The following is a 19502-nucleotide window of genomic DNA, read 5'->3' on the forward strand; positions in this document are numbered from 1 at the left end:
TTTCATGACGAAAGTCGTATTAGCAGCAGCATATAGAACACCAATTGGCGTTTTTGGAGGAGCATTCAAAGATGTACCAGCCTATGATTTAGGTGCGACTTTGATAGAACATATTATTAAAGAAACACGTTTGAATCCTAGTGACATTGATGAAGTCATTATTGGTAATGTACTTCAAGCAGGACAAGGACAAAATCCAGCTCGTATTGCTGCTATGAAAGGCGGTTTGCCAGAAACAGTACCTGCATTTACGGTGAATAAAGTTTGTGGTTCAGGATTGAAGTCAATTCAACTAGCGTATCAATCTATCTTGACGGGAGAAAATGATATCGTCTTAGCTGGTGGTATGGAGAATATGTCTCAGTCACCAATGCTTGTCAATAACGGTCGCTTTGGTTTTAAAATGGGACATCAAACAATGGTTGATAGCATGGTATATGATGGGCTAACGGATGTATTTAACCAATATCATATGGGTATTACTGCTGAGAATTTAGTAGAACAATATGATATTTCAAGAGAAGAACAAGATACGTTTGCTGTTAATTCTCAGAAAAAGGCGGCAAATGCACAACAAAATGGTGGATTTGACAGTGAGATTGTTCCGGTATCAATTCCACAACGTAAAGGTGAGCCAATCGTTGTTTCCAAAGATGAAGGTGTTCGAGGAGATGCCTCTGTTGAAAAATTAAGTCGTTTGAGACCAGCTTTCAAAAAAGACGGAACAGTTACAGCAGGTAATGCATCAGGAATTAATGATGGTGCTGCGATGATGTTAGTCATGTCAGAAGAGAAAGCAAACGAATTAAATATTGAACCATTAGCAGTGCTTGATGGTTTTGGAAGTCATGGTGTGGATCCTTCTGTTATGGGTATTGCACCAGTAGGCGCTGTAGAAAAGGTATTAAAACGTAGTAACAAAGAATTAAGCGATATTGATGTATTTGAATTAAATGAAGCATTTGCAGCTCAATCATTAGCTGTAGATCGTGAGTTGAAATTACCACAAGAAAAAGTAAATGTTAAGGGTGGTGCCATTGCATTAGGGCACCCAATTGGGGCATCAGGTGCTAGAGTATTAGTGACTTTATTACATCAATTAAATGATGAAGTTGAAACTGGATTAACATCATTATGTATTGGTGGCGGACAAGCAATCGCTGCAGTCGTTTCAAAATATTAATAATTAGAAAACAGGTTATCACAACAGTATTGAATACACGTTGAGATAACCTGTTTTTATTAGTCTATGGATTTATTGATTTAGTAATATACATTAGTCATTTGATGGTTTGATTGCAAATGCTCTAACTGGGAACCCTGGCGCATCTTTTGGTTTAGGACTAATGGCATAAATAATGGCGCCACGAGTTGGTAATTGATCCAAATTAGTTAATAACTCAACTTGGTACTTATCTTGACCAAGAATATAGCGTTCGCCAACTAAATCACCGTTTTTTACAGCGTCCAGAGATGCATCAGTATCGAATGTTTCATGACCAACAGCTTCAACTTGACGTTCTTCAATCAAATACTTCAAAGCATCTAATCCCCAACCTGGTGCATGTTGTTGTCCATTAGCGTCTTTGTTTTCAAATTGCTCGATATTAGGCCAACGCTTTGACCAATCTGAGCGAAGCGCAACAAATGTACCTGGTTCAATTGTGCCATTTTCTTTTTCCCATGCTTCTATATGTGCTCGTGTTACGATGAAATCATTGTTGCTCGCTACTTCTTTTGAAAAGTCTAATACGATTAAAGGTAATACCAGTTCTTTTAAATCAATGTCTTCTAAATATCGTTTGTTCTCAACGAAATGTATGGGCGCATCAATATGCGTGCCATATTGCGTTACAATATTCCAACGTTGAACATAGAAACCATGATCTTTAACAGTAAATAAAGTTGATACTTCGCCTTTTTCGAACTCACTAAAACGTGGAATTTCAGGATCAAATGTATGCGTTAAATCTACCCAAGTTGCTTGTTTTAAAGTATTTAATTGTTGCCATAAAGGATATTGTGTCATAAAATCACCCGTTTTTAGTTTATTATATGATAATTGTGCCGATTATTCTTGACGTTTGGCTTTAACAGCATTCACAAGAACAGTCAAAGCATCTTTAACTTCTTCTTCTTTTCTTGTTTTTAAACCACAGTCAGGATTAACCCAGAATAATGAGCGGTCGATTTGTTGTAATGAACGATTAATTGCTGTCGTAATCTCTTCTTTTGTTGGAATACGTGGGCTATGAATATCATAAACACCTAATCCAATGCCTAAATCATAGTTGATATCTTCAAAGTCTTTGATTAAATCACCATGGCTACGAGATGTTTCAATTGAAATAACATCGGCATCTAAATCATGAATGGCATGAATGATTTGACCAAATTGAGAATAACACATATGTGTATGGATTTGTGTTTCGTCACGAACAGATGACGTTGCAAGTTTAAATGATAACACTGCATCTTTAAGGTATTGTTCATGATATTCAGAGCGTAATGGTAAACCTTCACGTAGTGCAGGTTCATCAACTTGAATAACTTTGATTCCAGCAGCTTCAAGCGCTAATACTTCTTCGTTGATCGCTAAAGCAATTTGATCTTGAACAACTTTACGTGGTAAGTCGACACGTTCAAATGACCAATTCAGAATCGTTACAGGTCCTGTTAACATACCTTTAACAGGTTTGTCAGTTAAACTTTGTGCATATACTGTTTCGTCCACAGTTAATGGTGCTGTCCATTTAACATCGCCATAAATAATTGGTGGTTTTACTGCACGTGAACCATATGATTGAACCCAGCCAAATTTTGTTACTAAGAATCCTTGTAATTTTTCGCCAAAGAATTCAACCATGTCATTACGTTCAAATTCACCGTGAACTAATACATCTAAGCCGATGTCTTCTTGAATTTTAATCCATCGAGCAATTTCATTTTTTAAGAATGTTTCATATGCTTCGTCTGTAATGCGTTTGTTTTTCCAATCTGCACGGTATTTTCGAACTTCACGACTCTGTGGGAATGATCCAATTGTTGTTGTTGGTAGATCTGGTAAGTTCAAACGTTTTTGTTGTTGTTCAATACGTTGTGCAAATGGTGATTGTCTAGAAGTACGTACACTTTCGAAATCATAATCTAAGTTTTTGAATGATTGGTTTTGGAAACGTTCATAACGCGCTTTAAATTTATCATATTTTGCATTATCACCTTGGTTGAATAAACGACGTAATGCATCTAGTTCATCTAATTTTTCAGTCGCAAAGCTTAATCCTTCGCCAACACTTGCATCTAATGTTTCATCATCTAATGATACTGGAACATGTAATAATGAAGATGAAGGTTGGATAACAAGGTTATTAGTATGTGCTAATAATTTATCGATTAAGATTTTCTTAGATTCAATGTCACTAGCCCATACATTACGTCCATCAATAATGCCAGCATATAAAGTTTTTGACTTGTCAAAATCACCTGCTTCAATCTGTTCAAGGTTATATCCGTTATCGTGAACAAAGTCTAAACCTAAACCGCCCACAGGTAATGAACTTAAAAATTTAAGGTGCGCACGTTCAAAGTATGTTTGAATTACTAATTTTTTAGCAACACCAGCTTTTTCGAAATAGTCATAAGCTTCACGTGTAATATTTTCGTAGCTTTCACTGTCGTCTGTAACTAAGATTGGCTCATCAACTTGAATGTACTCAGCACCTGCATCAATTAATGATTCAAACACTTCTTTATAAAGTGGTAATAACGTTTTAACCTTTTCTTCAAAAGTTTGATGACCACCTTTTGATAATTTAACAAAAGTAATTGGACCTACAATGACAGGGTGAGCGTTAACGTTAAGAGATTGTGCATATTTAAAACGATCTAGTAATACGTTGCGACTTACTTTAGGTTCAACGTTATCCCATTCAGGTACGATATAGTGATAGTTTGTGTTAAACCATTTAATAAGTGCACTTGCAACATGTTCTTTATTACCACGAGCAATATCAAATAGTAAATCATCATCAATAGTTCTTCCTTGGAAACGTTCTGGAATAATATTGAATAGTAATGACGTATCTAGAATATGGTCATATAAAGAGAAATCACCAACTGGGATACTATCTAAATGGTAGTATTTTTGTAACAATAAGTTCTCTTTATGAAGATCAGTAAGAGTTTGATCTAATTCTTCTTTAGAAATCTTTTTTGCCCAATAACTTTCGATGGCCTTTTTCCATTCTCTTTTTCTACCTAATCTTGGGAATCCTAAATTTGATGTTTTAATTGTTGTCATAATATTGCCTCCTTGTGAGCAGTAATAGATTTTGAGTATGCTGCAAGTTCTAATGAATCTTCGACATTTTGGAACGGTGTAATAATGTATAAACCATTGAAATATTCGTGGACAGTATCAATTAAGTCTTTAGATAGTTTTAAACTTAATTCACGTGTTTTGGCTTTATCATCTTTAACAGCTTCAAATTGTTGTAAAATTTCGTCTGACATCTTGATGCCTGGCACTTCATTATGTAAAAAGAGTGCGTTTTTGTAACTTGCGATAGGCATAATGCCTATGAAAAATGGTTTGTTCAAGTGCTTAGTGGCATGGTAAATTTCAATGATTTTTTCTTTGCTGTACACGGGTTGCGTTATAAAATAAGACATTCCGCTTTCTATCTTTTTCTCTAATCGTTTCACGGCGCCATCTAATTTTCGAACGTTTGGGTTGAAGGCGCCAGCGATGTTGAAGTGTGTACGTTTCTTCAGCGCATCACCGTCAGTGTTAATACCTTGATTGAATCTTAGTGCGAGTTCAGTTAATCCTTTAGAATTAACATCATAAACATTTGTCGCACCAGGTAAGTGACCAACTTTTGAAGGGTCACCAGTTATTGCTAAAATTTCGTTAACGCCAATGAGTGATAATCCAAGTAGGTGTGACTGTAAGCCGATTAAGTTACGATCTCGACATGTAATGTGTACGAGTGGTTCGATATTGTAATATTGCTTAATTAAGCTAGCAGCAGCAATATTACTAATTCTGACAGTCGCTAATGAATTGTCGGCTAGTGTTACAGCATCTACATTAGCTTTATCGAGTTTAGCGATATTTTCAAAAAATCTATCAGTATCTAAGTGTTTCGGTGTATCCAATTCGATAATAACGGTTGGACGTTCTTGAACTTTAGATGTTAAAGATTGTCTCACTTTATGTTGAGACGGATTGAAAAGTGCTTTCGTTGGTATCGGAATCACTTTCTTATCATTAACTGGTTTAAGTGTCTGAATAGACTCTTTAATAAATTTAATATGTTCTGGTGTTGTACCGCAGCAACCACCTATTAAGCGAACGCCTTCACGAATTAAGTTTTGAGCAACTTTACCGAAGTATTGTGCGTTGTCGCTATACTTAAATTCACTATTTTCAATATCTAGTAAGCTAGCATTTGGATAGCAAGATAAGTATGCTTGTTCTGGTAATTCAATGTGTGTAAAAGACTCTTGCATATGGTGGGGGCCATGATGACAATTTAGTCCAACGATGTTTGCACCACATTGTACGAGTTGTTTTAATCCTTCGTTAATAGCTTTACCATTAACTAAATAATTTGTATTTGATGCAGTTAATTGGGCAATGATTGGTATATCATATTTCTTTCTTGTACGTGTGATTACATTCGTTAGTTCTTCCAAGTCATAATACGTTTCGAAAAGTAAGGCATCGACGCCTTCTTCCACCAATGTGTCTATTTGAATTTCTGTATGATAAAGGATTGTTTGTAAGCTGATTTCTTCTTGCTTAATACCTCTAAATCCACCAACTGTGCCTAATATAAATGTATCTTTATTTGAAGCTTTCTTGGCGATACGTACAGCAGCTTGATGAATATCTTTGACTTTATCTTCAAGACCAAAGCGCTTTAATTTTTCGAAATTTGCGCCATAAGTATTCGTTTGAATGACATCAGCACCAGCTTCTATATAAGATCGATGAATGCGTTCAACTTTATCAGGATGGCTAAGGTTATATGCTTCTGGACAGGTATCTAAACCTTCAGAGTATAAAATGGTTCCAATAGCACCATCAGCTACCAAAACATTATCTTTCAATTGTGTGAGGAATTGACTCATTGAATGCCTCCTTTAATGCGTATTTGATGTCAGCAATAAGCTCATCAGGGTCTTCTAAACCAACACTCAATCGGAATAAACCGAATGTAATACCACGAGCTTCTCTTACTTCTTCAGGTAATGCTGCATGTGACATCGTTGCTGGATGGGATAGTATCGTTTCAATACCACCAAGACTCACTGAGACAAGTGGTAATGTTAAAGCATCGACGAATTGTTGAGCTTTAGATTCATCTTTTAAACGTAAGCCGATAACAGCACCACCATTTTCAGCTTGTTCTAAATGAGCAGAATTGAGACCAGGGTAATAAACTTCTGAAATTTCTTCTTGTTCTATTAAAAATGACACGATTTTTTGAGCATTTTCGACCGATTGTTTAAATCTAATCGGAAATGTCTTTAAATGTTTAGCTAGCATCCAACTATCTTGAGCAGATAACATATTTCCAGTACCGTTTTGAATTAAATAAAGTGCCTCATGAATTTCTTCGTTATTAGTAATAACCGCGCCGGCAATGAGATCACTATGTCCACTTAAAAATTTAGTAGCACTGTGTATAACAATGTCAGCTCCTAGTAATAAAGGTGATTGACCTAACGGTGTCATAAACGTATTATCAACGGCGACTAGTAGTCGATGCTTTTTAGCTATGTTTGAAACAGCTTTGATATCGGTAATTTTAAAACAGGGATTCGATGGTGTTTCAATATAAATTAATTTAGTGTTAGATTGAATTGCACCTTCAATTTGTTCAATCTTTGTTGTATCAACAGTTGTAAACTCGATGTTGAAACGATTTAAAATTTGCTCGGTGAGACGGAACGTACCGCCATATACATCGTCTGGTAAAATGACGTGATCACCAGCTTTAAGTGTTAGAAGTACAGCTGAGATTGCTGCAATTCCTGATGCAAAAGCAAAAGCAAATTTTCCGTGTTCTAATCGTGCTAGTTTCTCTTCTAAAAGCTCGCGATTAGGGTTACCACTTCGTGCATAATCATATTTAACATCGCCACCAAGACGTTTTTGATGGAATGTTGAAGAATCATAGAGTGGTGGGTTAGCTGAATGATATTCCACACCTCTACGCCAATCGAATATCACTTCTGTCTCTTTTGAAAGTGTCATACAATCTCTCCAATCTGAGCTTTATCTAATGCTTGGATGATATCGCTTTCGATGTCTTCATAATTTTCAACGCCTAAAGATAAGCGGATTAAATACTCATCAATGCCACGTTTATCTTTCTCAGCATCTGGCATATCAACATGTGTTTGTGTATAGGGAAATGTTACAAACGTTTCGGTTCCTCCTAAACTTTCTGCAAAAATACAAATATCTAAATTTTCTAATAATTTAGCGACGCTATAGGCTTTATTAAGTCTTAAACTAAGCATGCCAGTTTGCCCACTATATAGTACTTCGTCAATTGCTTGCAGTGACTGACATTTTTCAGCAAGTCTTCTTGCGTTTGATTGTGCTCGCTCAATGCGGAGATGCAAAGTTTTGAGTCCGCGTAACAACAAATAACTATCTATTGGTGATAGTGTTGCGCCAGTCATGTTGTGAAAATCAAACAACTGTTGAGCGAGCGATTCATCTTTAACTGTGACTACACCAGCTAGCACATCGTTATGTCCGCCAATATATTTTGTAGCTGAATGTAAGACTATATCAGCACCATCTGCTAAAGGCGTTGAAAGATAAGGTGTTAAAAAGGTATTGTCGATAATAGATAATAAACCTTTATCTTTACAAAGCTGGTAATATGGCTTCAAGTCGATAGCAATCATTTGTGGATTAGATATTGGTTCAATGAACAATGCTACAGTTTTATCTGTTATATGATTTAGAACTTGTTCATAATCTGTAAAATCAACGTATTTAAATTTGATATCATACTGTTGTTCATAGAATTCAAATAATCTAAATGTGCCTCCATATAAATCAAAGGAAACTAAGATTTCATCGTGTGGCTTAAATAAATTACATATTAATTGGATTGCAGACATTCCACTTGATGTGGCAAATGATGCAACACCTTGTTCTAACTTTGCAAAACAGGTTTCAAATGTTGAACGAGTAGGATTTTTAGTTCGTGTGTAATCAAATCCAGTTGATTGTCCTAGTTTAGGATGTTTGTATGCAGTTGATAGATGGATTGGATTCGCTATAGCACCAGTTGAATCATCTGTTAATGTGATTTGTGCTAACTGAGTATCCTTCATATTAAGACCTCCTGTAAGTTAAAATAAAAAAAGCTTCCGTCCTTCGTATCCGAATGAATCGGATAAAAAGGACGAAAGCTTGAGTTTCGCGGTACCACCTTTATTTGTTATTCCATCACTGAAATAACCTTATTCAGTACGCATGTAATGTGAATATGCTTACTGAACAATTATCACAAATTAAAGTTTCTAAGTAAGGATATAGTATTGTAATATCTCATACTTATTAACAAAAAATTGTGCGTAAAGAATATCCAGTACGCCATTTAACATCAATGTTAATACTGTATCGCTATAACGGGCGAACCCGTAGACACCTCATATTGGCATCAACACTCCAAGGCCATTTTCAAACACGCTTTCAAAATCTTCTCTCAGCTATTAAAGACTCTCTGTATAAGCAGGGTGTGTTTTACTTTCCTCTTTATAGTGTTTACGTTTCATTAAACTGTTATAAGATATTAATTAGCTTACAGAGTAAAAAATGATTTGTCAACAATTATTCAGAAAATTTTGATTTAAAAGTTAATTTGTTTATGAAATTGTGTCTGGTATTGTGGAGATGTAAAAATAAAGGTTTTAAAAAATAAAGTGTGGTTAATGGTTGTCTGACTCATTTAGAATACATAAAATATATTTAACTGCTGTTATCAAATAAAAGGTGATGTGAGTGAATTGTCAAAAAGTGAAGATCAACGTATTACTAAAACAAAAGGCGAGCAAATAAAACAAATAGATATAACTGAAATTAAACCGAATCCATATCAACCAAGAAAAACATTTGATGAAAATCATTTAAATGATTTAGCTGATTCAATTAAACAATATGGGATTTTGCAACCGATTGTACTTAGAAAAACAGTTCGCGGTTATTATATTGTCGTAGGCGAAAGAAGATTTAGGGCATCGAAAATTGCGGGGCTTAAACATGTTTCGGCAATTATTAAAGAGTTAACTGATGAAGATATGATGGAACTTGCAGTAATAGAAAACTTGCAACGTGAGGATTTAAATGCGATTGAAGAAGCTGAAAGTTATCAACGCTTGATGACTGATTTGAAAATTACTCAACAAGAAGTAGCTAAACGGTTAAGTAAGTCACGCCCATATATAGCGAATATGTTGAGATTATTGCATTTACCTAAAAAGATTTCCGATATGGTAAAAGATGGACGACTTACAAGTGCACATGGACGCACGTTGTTGGCCATTAAAGATGAACAACAAATGATGAAATTGGCGAAGAAAGTCGTTAAAGAAAAATGGAGTGTTAGGTTTTTAGAAAATCATATTAATGAAATGAAGAAAATGGCATCAAAACTTGAAACAAGTAATGTGGATGTGTCAAAACCTAAATTTATTAAGCAACAAGAACGCCAATTGAGAGAACAGTATGGTACCAAAGTAGATATATCAATAAAGAAATCGGTTGGTAAAATCTCATTTGAGTTTGATTCACAAGAAGATTTTCTAAGAATAATTGAACAATTAAATCGTAGGTATGGTAAATAGTTACACAATTTTATATAATAACTCTTTGTGCAAGTGTAAATAAATTGTAATCAGTGAACATTTGATTCTAGATATATTGAGACTTCCGTAGGTTGGAAGTATATAAAAATATGAATACAATATTGATATATCATATAGAAGGGAGTAACGCTTATCATGAATCAAGTCATGAATATTATTTCATCTCTATTTGAGCCATTAACAAAAATAGAAACATATGAAAATATTGCAACTAAAATCGCTATGATTGTTATTTATATTATCGTAGCCCTCATAGTTATTAAAATACTGAATAAAATGATTGAACAGGGATTTAAGATTCAAAATAAAAGTAAAAAGAGTAACAAAAAGCGCTCTAAAACTTTAATATCTCTTGTTCAAAATGTAGTGAAGTATATCGTTTGGTTTATAGTTATTACGACGATTTTAAGTAAATTTGGCATTAGTGTTGAAGGTGTTATTGCAAGTGCTGGTGTCGTAGGTTTAGCAGTAGGTTTTGGTGCGCAGACCATTGTTAAAGACGTTATCACTGGATTTTTCATTATATTTGAAAGTCAATTTGATGTAGGTGATTATGTTAAAATAAACAATGGTGGTACGACTGTGGCAGAGGGAACGGTTAAATCAATAGGACTTCGTTCAACACGAATCAATACAATTTCAGGAGAATTAACAATTTTACCAAATAGTAGTATGGGAGAAATAACGAACTACTCAATTACAAATGGTACAGCTATCGTTAAAATTCCAGTGTCTGTCGAAGAAAACATTGATAATGTTGATAAAAAACTAAACAAACTATTTACTTCTTTACGTAGTAAATATTACTTATTTGTTAGTGATCCAGTTGTTATTGGTATTGATGCTATTGAAGATACAAGAGTAATATTGAGAATATCTGCAGAAACAATTCCGGGTGAAGGATTTGCTGGAGCTCGAATTATTCGCAAAGAAGTGCAAAAAATGTTTTTACAAGAAGGTATTAAAACACCTCAACCAATTATGACTGCTTATAATCATAGTGAAAACGGTGTTTAGTAGTTTATAATACATGGAGGTCATATTTAATGGCGTCAAAATATGGAATAAATGATATAGTAGAAATGAAAAAACAACATGCGTGTGGAACAAACCGATTTAAGATTATTAGAATGGGTGCAGACATAAGAATTAAATGTGAAAATTGTCAAAGAAGTATTATGATTCCACGTCAAACGTTTGATAAAAAACTTAAAAAAATCATCGAATCTCATGATGATACACGAAGATAGGAGAATGATTAATGGCTTTAACAGCAGGTATCGTTGGATTGCCAAACGTTGGTAAATCAACATTATTTAATGCAATAACAAAAGCAGGTGCTTTAGCAGCGAACTATCCATTCGCTACGATTGATCCTAATGTAGGGATTGTAGAAGTGCCAGATGCTAGATTACTTAAATTAGAAGAAATGGTTCAACCTAAAAAGACATTGCCGACTACATTTGAATTTACAGATATCGCTGGTATTATGAAAGGTGCTTCAAAGGGAGAAGGATTAGGTAATAAATTCTTATCACATATTAGAGAAGTAGATGCAATTTGTCAGGTTGTTCGTGCTTTTGACGATGATAACGTAACTCATGTTGCTGGTCGAGTAGACCCTATTGATGATATTGAAGTTATTAATATGGAATTAGTACTTGCGGACTTAGAATCTGTTGAGAAACGATTGCCTAGAATTGAAAAATTAGCACGTCAAAAAGATAAAACTGCTGAGATGGAAGTGCGCATTTTAAATACTATTAAAGAAGCTTTAGAAAATGGTAAACCTGCCCGCAGTATTGACTTTAATGAAGAAGATCAAAAATGGGTTAATCAAGCGCAACTATTGACTTCTAAAAAAATGCTTTATATCGCTAATGTTGGTGAAGATGAGATTGGTGATGACGATAATGACAAAGTAAAAGCAATTCGCGAATATGCAGCACAAGAAGATTCAGAAGTAATTGTTATTAGTGCGAAAATTGAAGAAGAAATTGCAACATTAGATGACGAAGATAAAGAAATGTTCTTAGAAGATTTAGGTATTGAAGAGCCAGGATTAGATCGATTAATTAGAACAACTTATGAATTATTAGGATTATCAACATACTTTACTGCTGGTGTGCAAGAAGTTCGTGCTTGGACATTTAAACAAGGTATGACTGCACCACAATGTGCTGGTATCATTCATACTGATTTCGAACGTGGATTTATTCGTGCAGAAGTAACAAGCTATGATGATTATGTACAATATGGCGGCGAAAGTGGTGCTAAAGAAGCGGGTAGACAACGATTAGAAGGTAAAGAATACATTATGCAAGATGGCGATATCGTTCATTTCAGATTTAATGTATAAACGATACAGTGAAGTTAATTGAATAGTATATATGTAGAAGAGGCGGAATCAATTGTTCGCCTCTTTTAATTATGATTATAATTTATTAAAAGAATGGAATAATTTTACTAGCGTTAATAATATCTGGAGTGCTGAAAAATTGTTTGCCTTCACCAGTATAAGCCGGTTCTAAAACAAGATTAGCCTTTGCACAATAAAGCCATTCAGGATGAATACCACTATTAAGTATCTCTTGGAATTCTTGAAAATCTTTAGACCAATCAATATTTAAATTCATTCATTACCACCTCATAATCATTATAGAACATGTGTTCGATTTTGTGAAGTGTATTTTAAAAAATATAATAGAAAATTTCAAATGTATTTATGTCAGAAATGATATGAAGAGTAGTTTGAATTATTATTGTAAAAAGTAATGGCGCATGATATAATTCTTTATTGTGAGTAATGAAAATTATTCCTTGCTTATCTATTTTAAGATTGATAAGCCGTATAGACCACAAGGAGGTGCAAATATAAAATGAGAACATATGAAGTTATGTACATCGTACGCCCAAACATTGAGGAAGATGCTAAAAAAGCGTTAGTTGAACGTTTCAACGGTATCTTAGCTACTGAAGGTGCAGAAGTTTTAGAAGCAAAAGACTGGGGTAAACGTCGCCTAGCTTACGAAATCAATGATTTCAAAGATGGCTTCTACAACATCGTACGTGTTAAATCTGATAACAACAAAGCTACTGACGAATTCCAACGTCTAGCTAAAATCAGTGACGATATCATTCGTTACATGGTTATTCGTGAAGACGAAGACAAGTAATAATTAGAGGGGGCGTTTAAATGCTAAATAGAGTTGTATTAGTAGGTCGTTTAACGAAAGATCCGGAATACAGAACCACTCCCTCAGGTGTGAGTGTAGCGACATTCACTCTTGCAGTAAATCGTACGTTCACGAATGCTCAAGGGGAGCGCGAAGCAGATTTTATTAACTGTGTTGTTTTTAGAAGACAAGCAGATAATGTAAATAACTATTTATCTAAAGGTAGTTTAGCTGGTGTAGATGGTCGCTTACAATCCCGTAATTATGAAAATCAAGAAGGTCGTCGTGTGTTTGTTACTGAAGTTGTGTGTGATAGCGTTCAATTCCTTGAACCTAAAAATGCGCAACAAAATGGTGGCCAACGTCAACAAAATGAATTCCAAGATTACGGTCAAGGATTCGGTGGTCAACAATCAGGACAAAACAATTCGTACAATAATTCATCAAACGCGAAACAATCTGATAATCCATTTGCAAATGCAAACGGACCGATTGACATAAGTGATGATGACTTACCATTCTAATAAAAATTAACGAAATTAAAGCGAAAAAATTATCAAAGGAGGCACACAATCATGGCAGGTGGACCAAGAAGAGGCGGACGTCGTCGTAAAAAAGTATGCTATTTCACAGCAAATGGTATTACACATATCGACTACAAAGACACTGAATTATTAAAACGTTTTATCTCAGAACGCGGTAAAATTTTACCACGTCGTGTAACTGGTACTTCAGCTAAATATCAACGTATGTTGACTACAGCTATCAAACGTTCTCGTCATATGGCATTATTACCATATGTTAAAGAAGAACAATAATATATAGTTTATTGTAAAACCTCGTAAGTATAGACTTGCGGGGTTGTTTTTGTGTGCTTTTATTTGGAAAATTCGCAAAAAATTCGCAGAGTGTGGAAGTTTAGGCATAAAAAAGTAACTGCAGTAACATTTTAACCTAAAAGCTATTGTGGAATGTGTATATAATTTGTCGTTTATTATCTACTTAATATATACATGTCAAGAAAAACTATTTATATATTGATATAATCCAGTATTTTAGGGTATAATATTAATGACTCATCTGCCCAGTGTAGAAGGAGCACGACTTCCTTACGATCTAAGGAAGCTTTTTTTATGTCTTTTTGTTTGTTTGTTTTATTGCTTTTTTGTAATTACTCTCTAGTCGTTTTATTTCGCTTATTAAAACTAAAGGATAGCCAGTAATAAATCTATATGAATGTAAAGCACTATTTTTATAATATTCTTGTAAAATAATGTGATAATGAAAATTGGAATATGAGTACAATATATTCCATCTATTATTCTTTCTATTATCTTTTCTTTTGTCTGGGTTTTTCCATACCTTTATATTTGTTTCATTAGAAAGTTCTAAATTTTTCAGCACATAATAAATATAGGGGAGATGATTTGCTCTATAAATGCATTTTGCCCTGTTTTCATGAAAAAAATCTTGAGGATTATTGGGGGAAGCGATAGAACAATTTACATTACATAATCTATGTGCATGATGGTTTACGCATGGATACATGTTATATTTTTCTCTTCCATTACCCCCATTTAATATGTCATCTATACTACATATATGCTTGAATGCATTGTCATTGGCATATTCAAAATAAATGGGTTTGCCTTTAAATGTAGGTTTATTCGCATTTTGCATAAAATATTTCTTAAAAAATGAATATGAAGAGTCTAATTCATCACTTCTTTTATCAAGGTTTATATCTATTTCTGATAATAAATCATTTTAATACATTTTATTTTTCTCCCCAATCAAAAACATTTAGCTTGCTTTCATCTGGGCTTGTGCCATTAAAACTATTACCAGCCTTTTTTTTGAAATAGTTAACTATTTCGGTTTTAATAGGAGAAGACTGTAAATTTCTTCTATCATATGAAAAAATACCAATTAAAATATCGCATAATTGAAGTAAGTCATTTCTTCTAGAGTCAATTTGATGCATTTCTTTAATCACATCTTTTTTAAAATCATAAATGTTGTTGCATAATACTTCATGAAGAAATTGCACTTTGGGAGCTCCAAGAGTATCTTTAATATCTAGTAATATCTTATATTGCTCATTAGGGTTGTTAATCATTTTGCCTAGTAATAGAAAATACATTTTATAATACCATGTATTATAATCATCGCCAGAAGAAAATGATAATTCTTTTTTATTGTGTGCAATTACTACCCTAAAACATAAACTTTCATTGAAAAATAAATCAATAAGTTTTTTATACATACCAAGTTTACTCTTTGATGCTTTAGTCCATTTTAATTCAACAGACTCTTTAATATTAAATTCTCTTTTTATCTTTCTAAATGAATCTACTATACTAATTTTATCCTTAGAATCAACTGATAAAGCGCCTAAGACCATAATATTTGCAACATCGTTTTGTATATGACAACTTTCATCACAATATATATTAATCATTTCTATCCCCCAATTCTTTCCAATTTATTCATCATATCTTTTGCCATCTGATCAGTTACGTGTGTGTATATTTCTAGGGTGGTTTTATAGTCTGAGTGACCTACACGCTCTTGTATCGCTTTTAGGTTAATTCCTAATTGCGCAAGTGTAGATATGTGTGTATGACGTAATGTGTGCGTTGTCACACGCTTGTTAATTGAACTTATATCAGTAGCTTCTTTAATAATATTATTCACCTTATTTAAGTCAATAGGGCTACCAGCAGTGTTAGTAAATATATAACCTCTATCTATGAATTTAGCATTCCACTGATTTTCTTTTTTATTTTCTAGCATGAGCTTTTTAAGTAAATTAATACTTTGAGTTGTGAGGCCTATTGTTCGATAACTCTTACTTGTCTTAGTTGTTTCTTTAACGCCAAATGCTCCAGTTTCTGTATCAGTAACCCAGTTGATTGTGCCATCAATCTCTAGTGTTTTATTCTCAATACCTATATTGTCTGTCTTGATTGCTAGGAGTTCGCCAATGCGCATTCCATTGTTAATTTGAAATTCTACTAATGCTTTTATCATTTCATAGTTACGTTTACGTGTAGCATGACGCTTATGTTTAATTAGATAGTCGAAGCATTGAAGTAACTCCTTTACTTCGCTATCTTCTAAATAGTTATTACGTTTAGCTTGAAGTTCGTTTCTGGTTTTGGCTTTCTTAGGTATATCTATTTTATCTAACACACTAATATCGTGAAGATCATAATATTTAAACGCATATTTGAAAACGGAACGGATAACAATAACAAGAGACTGAACATGGCCAATACTATGTGATTTAGCCCATTCATTAATGATGTCTTGTAAGTAGGTGTGCGTAATCTTGCTGATAAGCACTTTACTATCAATAGCATTTTTGACTGTATTAACATTACTTGTCTTTTCTTTAATAGTCGTTGGCTTTGAGCCTGAATGTGTCTTGTAATGCTCTAACCATTCATCGCATGCATCATGGAATGTTAAGTTTTCAAGTTGTTTTGTACTGTTATGTTTAAGACGTTGCTCAATGATTTTGTTTAATGCTAATTGAGCGTCTTTCTGACTGCGCACATTGTTCTTGTTACGTGTAACTGATACTGTTTTATACTTACCAGTTAAAGGGTCTGTATAGCGCTCTAAATAGCGATAGGCAGTATTGTTGTTTTTAGTGATTTCACGAACCCACATTTGTCATCCCTCCTTGTCATCTTCATCAATTTTTTCTTTATAGTGCTTTAAATGATCATAGTTATACATGTTATCAATCAGTTTAAACATTGATATGCATTGAGTGATAAAAATAGTTATAACTAACGCATATATAGTAAAAAGTAAATATTCGATTAATACATTCAATTAATCACTCCTTGAGTATATTGGTTGAATCATTTTTACTATGTATCTCACAACCTTAAAATAAGACGTAGGTATGCTAGGACACGTAGGAATTTGACTGTTTTATATAATTTATTTGAAAATTATGACATCAATCTGTTTCATATAAAAATTTATATAAGGCGTCTCTTTTAGTTTTATCATCTTCCGAGTTTGTAAAGATATTAAAAAAATCATCCTTGTTTTTAATGTAATTGTATTTATTAAGTAAAAATACAACGATTAAATCTTTAATTGTCTTTAAATCGTTATCATTTAAAACGTTGTAATAATACATATCTTTTTCTGTGAAATGCTTCTTATTTAAAAAATTATTATCTAAGAGAAAGCTTCTGTCAAAAAACACTTCATATTCATTTTGAGTAAGTAGCCAATTTAAGTCAAAATAAGGCTTTTCTATAACTTCTTTTTTTGTAGTCCCTTTAACCAATTTGACTTTATTACTGAATATATCACTTTCAATTTTTGAGTTTTCGTTCTGTTTATTTTTAATTGTAACATCATAATATTCATTGAATTTTGTAATAAGTTCATTGGGATCTCTATCGCTAATAGTGCTATTAGATGAGTTTATAAACATTATAAGAATTTCATCTAAGTAACTATTATTGATTTCATAAAACGGGCTTTCACTCCCCATTTTATATTCGATATGTGTTTTAAAGCCTATTAGTAAATTGAAAATTGTTTCTAAAGAAGGGAAATTTCTTTTTCCGTTTTCTAATTTACTTATATATGTTTGCGAAACGCCTGATAAAGTAGAGAGTTCTTTAACCGAAAGCTTCCAACTCACTCTTTCTTTTTTTAATATTTCACCAAAAGTCATATAAATCACCTCTAATTACAATTATAAATAAGTTGTACTTTGAGTACAATATTTTTTGTGTTGACAATACAAAAAGAAATGTGTAATATTTGATTTGTACTCAATGTACAAAAAAAGTACTTGTAGTACTAAAAGGAAGGAGTACTTATTTTGAATAATAATTTAAGTTTGTTGATGGGGAAACATAGAGTTACGGCATCAAAACTTAGCACGGTAACTGGTATTTCCAGAACATCAATACATGGCTTGTATCACGAACGTACTGAAAATCCAGATACAAAAACAGTTATGAAGTTATGTGAATATTTCGGTGTAACACCAAATGAATTTTTTGGAATTAATGAAAAAAAGGAGGTTAAATAAATGCCTAGAACAAAGTTACAAGATTTTCCATCAAAAGAAAATACAGTTACAGAACCGGAGCAAGTTGTAGTAAATCCGTTGTTTGCAAAGCCTAATGCACTAGCTAGTATTTTTGGAATTTCATACAGTTCGGTCAATCGTATTTTAAAAGAGTGGGAAAAAGATTCTAAAGGTGTGGATGATTTATATTATTCACTATCATCAACAATGATAGTCATCAGTATTCCGCGATTCGAGGAGTACATGAAGGTGCGTCATAAAAAATGGATGTAGGAGGCAAGGCGATGAAAATGTACTTAACTTATATTTGCTTAGTTTCATTGTTAACAATTTTATTACTAGCAATATCTAACATGTATGTAGCTTTTAGCGTTTATGCTTGGCTAATAACTTTAGGATGTAATTTAACAGGAGAGATTGCAACGTGCGAAAACAAGTGATTATTACAAAAACAGTATTTGGCTGGTACAACATTAAAGATACTCAACATAATTTAATGTTAAATATACCGCCAAAAGTATTTGAACAGTACTTTCCTGATGTTAGTAAAGATGTTCAAGTTGCGTGTTTAGAAATGGATTTACCAAAAATTACAGAAATTAAAAATAAGAAAAAGGTAGGTAGTTAAGATGGAAATCAAACAAAAATATCAATTATCAAAAGTGGTTCAAATATTAGAATTAGTATTATACGAGAAAAGTAAGCTTTATGATAATGTTAGTTATCGCAATGAGGATGCAGTATTTTATGAACATGCTTTAAAGTTAGTTCATACTGGATTGTTCAATGTTCTTGCTGAATTAGATTTTAAAGATGAAGCGTTTTTAATTCTTGATGAAGTAACAATGACATTAAGCGATGTCATGAAAGAAACACAAGATGTTTACCGTTATAGTGTCATAGATGATAAAGGCGAACATAAACATACAACAGATCGCAAAGGACACGTGATTGGAATGTTAGAGTGGGCATTAGATTACATTGTGGGAAATATTGAAGTGGAGGTATTATAAATGAATTGGGAGATTAGCAATATAATGTGTGATATTGAAGTGATAAAAAAGAAGTTTGAAGATTTAAAGTTGATACAAAGTTGGTTCATTAACGATGTTTTTGGTTTTAATAAGTTAAACACAATGGAAGAAGTGAAGAGGCATGGATATGCATACGAAGAACACCGTATACACAATGAGCAACTGCACGATTTAATGCATGCATACTTAAATCGTTTTGATGAGTTAATAGAAAGATTTCATGAATTAGAAAAAGCATCATCTGAGAACTTTGACGAGGAATCAGATGACGCGCAGAAATTAAAAATCACAGAGTAATTTAGAAATTACACATGTTTA

General features: G+C 33.2%; 24 protein-coding genes and 1 other annotated feature. Of the genes, 14 read left to right on the top strand and 10 right to left on the bottom strand.

The features are described 5' to 3' along the window. The first annotated feature begins 4 nt into the window (after positions 1–4). Entirely contained in the window at positions 5–1183 is a 1179-nt protein-coding gene (locus ML436_01570) for an acetyl-CoA C-acetyltransferase (GenBank protein UMT78471.1), read from the top strand. A gap of 93 nt (positions 1184–1276) precedes the next feature. Here the strand turns inward: ML436_01570 and ML436_01575 are convergent, their stop codons facing one another. The 5 genes from ML436_01575 to ML436_01595 are packed head-to-tail and all read right to left on the bottom strand — an operon-like array spanning position 1277 to position 8367. Further along, a complete protein-coding gene (locus ML436_01575) occupies positions 1277–2029 on the bottom strand; it encodes a cyclase family protein (protein ID UMT78472.1) in 753 nt (250 codons plus the stop codon). 42 nt (positions 2030–2071) lie between these two features. Continuing rightward, positions 2072–4300, bottom strand: coding sequence for a 5-methyltetrahydropteroyltriglutamate--homocysteine S-methyltransferase (metE, locus tag ML436_01580; GenBank protein UMT78473.1), 2229 nt, complete (start codon positions 4298–4300; stop codon positions 2072–2074). Then, positions 4297–6138 carry a bifunctional homocysteine S-methyltransferase/methylenetetrahydrofolate reductase gene (locus ML436_01585; GenBank protein UMT78474.1) on the bottom strand — a complete coding sequence of 614 codons (1842 nt, stop codon included), beginning with the start codon at positions 6136–6138 and terminating at the stop codon, positions 4297–4299. The genes metE and ML436_01585 overlap by 4 nt, the downstream gene beginning before the upstream one ends. After that, positions 6107–7267 carry a PLP-dependent aspartate aminotransferase family protein gene (locus tag ML436_01590; protein ID UMT78475.1) on the bottom strand — a complete coding sequence of 387 codons (1161 nt, stop codon included), beginning with the start codon at positions 7265–7267 and terminating at the stop codon, positions 6107–6109. Before ML436_01590 ends, ML436_01585 begins: the two co-directional genes overlap by 32 nt. Continuing rightward, on the bottom strand, positions 7264–8367 hold the full coding sequence (locus tag ML436_01595) for an aminotransferase class I/II-fold pyridoxal phosphate-dependent enzyme (protein ID UMT78476.1): 1104 nt from the start codon (positions 8365–8367) through the stop codon (positions 7264–7266). The genes ML436_01590 and ML436_01595 overlap by 4 nt, the downstream gene beginning before the upstream one ends. Positions 8368–8431: 64 nt before the next feature. Then, positions 8432–8804: a binding site (T-box leader), on the bottom strand. Between the two features lie 229 nt (positions 8805–9033). On the opposite strand from ML436_01595, the gene ML436_01600 reads away from it, so the two are divergent. From ML436_01600 to ychF, 4 genes are all read left to right on the top strand, one after another. After that, on the top strand, positions 9034–9879 hold the full coding sequence (locus ML436_01600; protein ID UMT78477.1) for a ParB/RepB/Spo0J family partition protein: 846 nt from the start codon (positions 9034–9036) through the stop codon (positions 9877–9879). Positions 9880–10035: 156 nt separating this feature from the next. Beyond that, positions 10036–10917: a mechanosensitive ion channel family protein gene (locus ML436_01605; GenBank protein UMT78478.1), complete on the top strand. Its 882-nt coding sequence runs from the start codon at positions 10036–10038 to the stop codon at positions 10915–10917. A 29-nt stretch (positions 10918–10946) separates the two neighbouring features. Beyond that, positions 10947–11150, top strand: a complete 204-nt coding sequence (locus ML436_01610) for a DUF951 domain-containing protein (protein UMT78479.1) — start codon at positions 10947–10949, stop codon at positions 11148–11150. Between the two features lie 11 nt (positions 11151–11161). Continuing rightward, positions 11162–12259 carry a redox-regulated ATPase YchF gene (gene ychF / locus ML436_01615; protein ID UMT78480.1) on the top strand — a complete coding sequence of 366 codons (1098 nt, stop codon included), beginning with the start codon at positions 11162–11164 and terminating at the stop codon, positions 12257–12259. 85 nt (positions 12260–12344) lie between these two features. Here ychF and ML436_01620 read toward each other — a convergent pair whose 3' ends face one another. Continuing rightward, positions 12345–12536 carry a hypothetical protein gene (locus ML436_01620; GenBank protein ID UMT78481.1) on the bottom strand — a complete coding sequence of 64 codons (192 nt, stop codon included), beginning with the start codon at positions 12534–12536 and terminating at the stop codon, positions 12345–12347. Positions 12537–12779: 243 nt separating this feature from the next. Between ML436_01620 and rpsF the strand changes: the two genes are divergently transcribed. Genes rpsF through rpsR form a run of 3 tightly spaced genes read left to right on the top strand, consistent with a single transcriptional unit; the run spans position 12780 to position 13894 of the window. Continuing rightward, positions 12780–13076, top strand: a complete 297-nt coding sequence (gene rpsF, locus ML436_01625; GenBank protein ID UMT78482.1) for a 30S ribosomal protein S6 — start codon at positions 12780–12782, stop codon at positions 13074–13076. A 20-nt stretch (positions 13077–13096) separates the two neighbouring features. After that, the gene (ssb, locus tag ML436_01630) at positions 13097–13600 is read left to right on the top strand and encodes a single-stranded DNA-binding protein (GenBank protein ID UMT78483.1); all 504 of its coding nucleotides are present in this window, start codon (positions 13097–13099) and stop codon (positions 13598–13600) included. Positions 13601–13651: 51 nt separating this feature from the next. Further along, positions 13652–13894 carry a 30S ribosomal protein S18 gene (gene rpsR / locus ML436_01635; GenBank protein ID UMT78484.1) on the top strand — a complete coding sequence of 81 codons (243 nt, stop codon included), beginning with the start codon at positions 13652–13654 and terminating at the stop codon, positions 13892–13894. A 313-nt stretch (positions 13895–14207) separates the two neighbouring features. On the opposite strand, the gene ML436_01640 is transcribed toward rpsR, so the two are convergent. From ML436_01640 to ML436_01655, 4 genes are all read right to left on the bottom strand, one after another. Further along, positions 14208–14756, bottom strand: a complete 549-nt coding sequence (locus ML436_01640; protein ID UMT78485.1) for a hypothetical protein — start codon at positions 14754–14756, stop codon at positions 14208–14210. A gap of 97 nt (positions 14757–14853) precedes the next feature. Further along, complete coding sequence (locus tag ML436_01645) at positions 14854–15537, bottom strand: DUF3800 domain-containing protein (GenBank protein ID UMT78486.1); 684 nt, start codon at positions 15535–15537, stop codon at positions 14854–14856. A 2-nt stretch (positions 15538–15539) separates the two neighbouring features. Beyond that, complete coding sequence (locus tag ML436_01650) at positions 15540–16754, bottom strand: site-specific integrase (protein UMT78487.1); 1215 nt, start codon at positions 16752–16754, stop codon at positions 15540–15542. Between the two features lie 298 nt (positions 16755–17052). Beyond that, a complete protein-coding gene (locus ML436_01655) occupies positions 17053–17787 on the bottom strand; it encodes a helix-turn-helix domain-containing protein (protein UMT78488.1) in 735 nt (244 codons plus the stop codon). A gap of 150 nt (positions 17788–17937) precedes the next feature. On the opposite strand from ML436_01655, the gene ML436_01660 reads away from it, so the two are divergent. Genes ML436_01660 through ML436_01685 form a run of 6 tightly spaced genes read left to right on the top strand, consistent with a single transcriptional unit; the run spans position 17938 to position 19481 of the window. After that, positions 17938–18150, top strand: coding sequence for a helix-turn-helix transcriptional regulator (locus ML436_01660; GenBank protein UMT78489.1), 213 nt, complete (start codon positions 17938–17940; stop codon positions 18148–18150). Continuing rightward, complete coding sequence (locus ML436_01665) at positions 18151–18423, top strand: helix-turn-helix domain-containing protein (protein ID UMT78490.1); 273 nt, start codon at positions 18151–18153, stop codon at positions 18421–18423. 11 nt (positions 18424–18434) lie between these two features. Beyond that, entirely contained in the window at positions 18435–18590 is a 156-nt protein-coding gene (locus tag ML436_01670) for a pathogenicity island protein (GenBank protein ID UMT78491.1), read from the top strand. After that, positions 18575–18778 (top strand): pathogenicity island protein, encoded by a 204-nt coding sequence (locus ML436_01675; protein ID UMT78492.1) that lies wholly within the window; start codon positions 18575–18577, stop codon positions 18776–18778. Before ML436_01670 ends, ML436_01675 begins: the two co-directional genes overlap by 16 nt. 1 nt (position 18779) lies before the next feature. Beyond that, positions 18780–19163: a pathogenicity island protein gene (locus tag ML436_01680; GenBank protein UMT78493.1), complete on the top strand. Its 384-nt coding sequence runs from the start codon at positions 18780–18782 to the stop codon at positions 19161–19163. Then, the gene (locus ML436_01685) at positions 19164–19481 is read left to right on the top strand and encodes a DUF1474 family protein (protein UMT78494.1); all 318 of its coding nucleotides are present in this window, start codon (positions 19164–19166) and stop codon (positions 19479–19481) included. Positions 19482–19502 lie beyond the last annotated feature (21 nt).

This window comes from Staphylococcus roterodami (assembly GCA_022493055.1).
GTDB classification, from domain to species: Bacteria; Bacillota; Bacilli; order Staphylococcales; family Staphylococcaceae; genus Staphylococcus; species Staphylococcus singaporensis.